Raw genomic sequence first — 3,514 nt, 5'->3', positions numbered from 1 at the left:
TTCAAGATGTGTGGCTAAAGCTTTATATAAAAGGAGCTGAAGCTAAGAGTAAATCTCTATTTTATATCTCCATTAAAAACTTATTCATCGATCGATACAGAAAAAATAAGCTGGTTGCAATTGAAGAGCTTGAAGAACAAACGCAGGACCGGTCGGTTAGCGCAGATATAGATATTATGGATATTGATAAATGTCTTGAGAAACTTAGGCCCGAGGAAAGGGAGGCTCTTTTTTTAAATGCTGTGGATCAGTATACGGCGGCTGAAATTGCAGAGCTGACAAACCAGCCGCGCTCTACAGTGCTTTCTCTTATCAGCAGGGGCAAAAAGAAATTTGTAAACGCATATAATCATCTAATGAACCCAAAGATTGGGATTGGTAAGGGCTGAGGTAGTTATGGACAGAACTAAAGACAATATAAAGAAATATTATGAAAGCAAAGAGTTGTCTGACGAAAAAGTTGAGCTTTTGCTGTCAGGGCGGTCAAACAGTCGGCTTAATTCTAAATACTTAAAGCTTGCGGTTGCGGCGCTGCTAGTAATTGGTTTTATATTTACAATAGTTCAATTTCAGAGTGATGGAATAGAACAACGGATCGTAGATGAAATTGCAATGAATCACAAAAAAGAACTCAAAGTAGAATTCGAAACTGCAAACCTTAGCAAACTTCAAACTGAGCTTGATAAACTAGACTTCAATTTATCAAAAGCAGGCCCTTTCATCGCAGCTAATTATGAGCTTATCGGAGGAAGATACTGCTCAATCCAGGGCAATCTTGCTGCTCAGCTCAAGATTAGAAACAAACACACAAGCAGCTTTGAGACGCTCTATGTTACAGATCTAAGCCCGGAGTTGCAGAAAGTAGATGACACAGATGTAAACTCTGAGGGGGTTAGTATCAAAATATGGAAAGAGGACGGGCTCTTATACGGAACAGCGTCAAATTCTCAATAAAGCTGATTTGTAAATTTGCGGTAAGCAACGGTTACAATTCCTGATATAAATTGTCTTGGGAACTGCATTACCGATTTAGGAGTGTTCATCCACCAAACATTAATGTTGATGTTTGTATCCCCCTCGGTGTGAACATTGTGCCACCAGCAAATTGGCAAGTAGAGCATGTCGCCTGCATTGAGCGTGACTTCATGGCGTTTGTGTTTTACATTTGAAAAATTAACAAACTTTTCCTCGTCATAATCATCGGGGTCTGAAATATGTGAGGTATGGCCCTGTCCACTTAAAATGGGCTTTGCATAATAGTCTCTAACCCCTGGTTCAAAAAGCACGAAACGTTTAGTACCGCTTATTTGTAGGTTTAAATTCTCAAAACACTCATTATGAAAACCAGAGACAAATTCACCAACATTAAGCCAAAGATTACACTGAACAATTTTGTTATGTATTTCAGAGAACAATTGCTCAGTTATCTGCACTTGTTCAAAAAATGCCGGGTTAGATTTTATCTCGGTTATCATCTGAAATCGGTTTGGATTATCAGTATTCAAAAGAAGATCGCATACCTCGTGCATTTGAAGGTTGTGTTTGATAAAATCGTTTCTGGATGTGACAAACTTACCGCCAGGCATTTCGTATAATACATATTTCTCATCCTGCGCAATATCTTTTAAGCTCTCAACGCTCCAGTCAAGACAAGGAAAGCTACTAGGTTCTAGCTCTAATACGAAGGGAATACTATTTGAGTAATGATGGTCCCATACCTGTGGACTGAAATCTTTTGCTGCAATACGCTCTATGCTCATGGGCTCCCTCTGAGAACTAATTAATTAACCGAACTAATATAAAACTAAAAAAGTGTGACTTATATGTCAAGATATTTAACATAATCTTAAAAAATCGGATTACATTAATATAATGAGATAATGAACAGATCTATACGATATCAATTGGGCATTCCTGAGGACTGCAGGCAAAAGGCAGCCCAGCTCTATGCTGAAGCTTTTAGTCAAAAGTTCATGCCTATTATTGGATCTAAAGAAAAACTAATCGGTATTCTATATGATGCAATAAAGCCAGAGTGCGGAATTGCAGCTCTTAAAGATGAGCAGCTTGTTGGTCTATGCGGATTTTATCATAACGGAATCTCATTTACTGCAGGAATGAGCTCATCGGTAATCATTAAACACCTGGGCTATATTAAGGGGACTTGGGCAATATTGCTACTTTGGATTCTTTATGAGAGAAAGCCTGCTGCTGGCGAGCTTTGGATGGATGGAATAGTAGTAGATACTGATATGAGGGGAAAGGGAGTTGGCAGAAATATATTGGAGCAGCTTAACTCATTTGCAAAGGAGAAAAGGTACAAGTGCATAAAACTTGACGTCATAGACACTAATAACAGAGCTAAAAAACTCTATGAGTCTCAAGGTTTTGTAGAAACGAAAACCAGCTACCATCCATACTTAAAACCATTTTTTGGTTTCTCAGCATCCGCAACAATGATCAAGAGTCTGTAATGAATCCGATTTTTCATACTGATTCACTAAGAAGTAGGAACAGCTAGCTCCCAGATGTTTTGTATCTTGGAGTCCACTATTTGAAAAATTGATATGAATTTTTCTTTGCTTACGCTGCCGTCGTGATGGTGCATTGTTTCAGTAAACTTTACTGTCACAAACTCGCCGTTTGAGATTACCATCTCTAGGGGAAGAAATTTTACTTTTTCGTGTTTAGAATTCAGCTCTTTTAGATAGCTCAGGGTTAAATCATAATCCCAGACCTCATTATTCTTATATATTTTAAGATCAGGACTCATAAGAGTAGAGAATAGGGAAAGATCCTTTTGCTCTATTAACACGTAAAATGCTGCTGCTGTGATATTAATGTTTTCTCTGGAAAGCTCAGGGTTTGAATTGTCTAAAACCTCGATTTCAGAAATGCTGCTTGCTACCATATCTGCCATTTTTGGCACACTCCATACTTTTAAATTTAGGTTAGCAGAAATTTAAAAAACTCTAAGCCGCAAATACAACCTTATAAAAAATTCAGATCCCATTATACTTAGTAGTACAAAGGAGGAATTATTGGATGAAAGCAATTTGGAATGATCAAGTAATAGCCCAAAGTGACGTGACTGTTGTTATTGAAGGAAATCATTACTTTCCGCCCGAGAGTATCAATTCAGAATTTTTTAAGGAAAGCGCTAAAAATACAACTTGCCCATGGAAAGGAGTTGCTAACTACTATCATATAGAGGTTGAAGGCAGCGTAAACGAAGATGCAGCTTGGCACTACCCTGATCCTAAAGATGCAGCGAAGGATATAAAAGATCACGTTGCGTTTTGGAAAGGTGTTGAAGTTACTACCTAGAGCCTAGCTGTAATTTTTTTTGTAGAACAAAAGCGCATCCTCTAATCTATCGTTGCCCCAAAAGATTTCACCTTCAATAGCAAAAGTAGGTGCGCCGAATATACCTTTGGACACTGCGAGCTCAGTGCGCTCTCTTAGTGCATCCTTGTTTTCCTGTGACTTAGCTCTGGCAATGATTTGATCCGGC

The 3,514-nt window shown here is 38.4% G+C and carries 7 protein-coding genes; 4 read left to right on the top strand and 3 right to left on the bottom strand.

Annotation, left to right across the window (positions count from 1 at the left end):
- Together AAF462_11010 and AAF462_11005 are read left to right on the top strand one after the other, a co-directional pair.
- The coding region (locus AAF462_11010) for an RNA polymerase sigma factor (GenBank protein MEM7009651.1) at positions 1 to 389 on the top strand (389 nt) is incomplete at its 5' end.
- A 7-nt stretch (positions 390 to 396) separates the two neighbouring features.
- Positions 397 to 954, top strand: a complete 558-nt coding sequence (locus AAF462_11005) for a hypothetical protein (GenBank protein MEM7009650.1) — start codon at positions 397 to 399, stop codon at positions 952 to 954.
- Here AAF462_11005 and AAF462_11000 read toward each other — a convergent pair.
- On the bottom strand, positions 948 to 1,760 hold the full coding sequence (locus tag AAF462_11000) for a cupin-like domain-containing protein (GenBank protein MEM7009649.1): 813 nt from the start codon (positions 1,758 to 1,760) through the stop codon (positions 948 to 950). The two genes, AAF462_11005 and AAF462_11000, sit on opposite strands and share 7 nt — an antisense overlap.
- Before the next feature lie 120 nt (positions 1,761 to 1,880).
- Here AAF462_11000 and AAF462_10995 point away from each other — a divergent pair, with 120 nt between their 5' ends.
- Positions 1,881 to 2,474, top strand: a complete 594-nt coding sequence (locus AAF462_10995; GenBank protein MEM7009648.1) for a GNAT family N-acetyltransferase — start codon at positions 1,881 to 1,883, stop codon at positions 2,472 to 2,474.
- A 26-nt stretch (positions 2,475 to 2,500) separates the two neighbouring features.
- Here AAF462_10995 and AAF462_10990 read toward each other — a convergent pair whose 3' ends face one another.
- A complete protein-coding gene (locus AAF462_10990; GenBank protein ID MEM7009647.1) occupies positions 2,501 to 2,920 on the bottom strand; it encodes a hypothetical protein in 420 nt (139 codons plus the stop codon).
- 125 nt (positions 2,921 to 3,045) lie between these two features.
- Between AAF462_10990 and AAF462_10985 the strand changes: the two genes are divergently transcribed.
- The gene (locus AAF462_10985; protein MEM7009646.1) at positions 3,046 to 3,327 is read left to right on the top strand and encodes a DUF427 domain-containing protein; all 282 of its coding nucleotides are present in this window, start codon (positions 3,046 to 3,048) and stop codon (positions 3,325 to 3,327) included.
- Positions 3,328 to 3,330: 3 nt separating this feature from the next.
- Here the strand turns inward: AAF462_10985 and AAF462_10980 are convergent.
- Positions 3,331 to 3,514 (bottom strand): DsbA family protein (locus AAF462_10980; protein MEM7009645.1); only part of this gene is annotated, 184 nt, incomplete at its 5' end.

The sequence above is a fragment of the Thermodesulfobacteriota bacterium genome (assembly GCA_039028315.1).
GTDB lineage: Bacteria > Desulfobacterota_D > UBA1144 > Nemesobacterales > UBA2774 > CR02bin9.
The sequence above is the reverse complement of the archived record's forward strand: the minus strand, read 5'-3'. Positions and strand labels throughout refer to the sequence as shown.

Excerpts from the sequence above, each read along its gene's own strand:
- AAF462_10995 (MEM7009648.1), top strand. The coding sequence starts at position 1,881 with ATGAACAGATCTATACGATATCAATTGGGCATTCCTGAGGACTGCAGG.
- AAF462_10985 (MEM7009646.1), top strand. The coding sequence starts at position 3,046 with ATGAAAGCAATTTGGAATGATCAAGTAATAGCCCAAAGTGACGTGACT.
- AAF462_10990 (MEM7009647.1), bottom strand. The coding sequence starts at position 2,920 with ATGGCAGATATGGTAGCAAGCAGCATTTCTGAAATCGAGGTTTTAGAC.
- AAF462_11000 (MEM7009649.1), bottom strand. The coding sequence starts at position 1,760 with ATGAGCATAGAGCGTATTGCAGCAAAAGATTTCAGTCCACAGGTATGG.
- AAF462_11005 (MEM7009650.1), top strand. The coding sequence starts at position 397 with ATGGACAGAACTAAAGACAATATAAAGAAATATTATGAAAGCAAAGAG.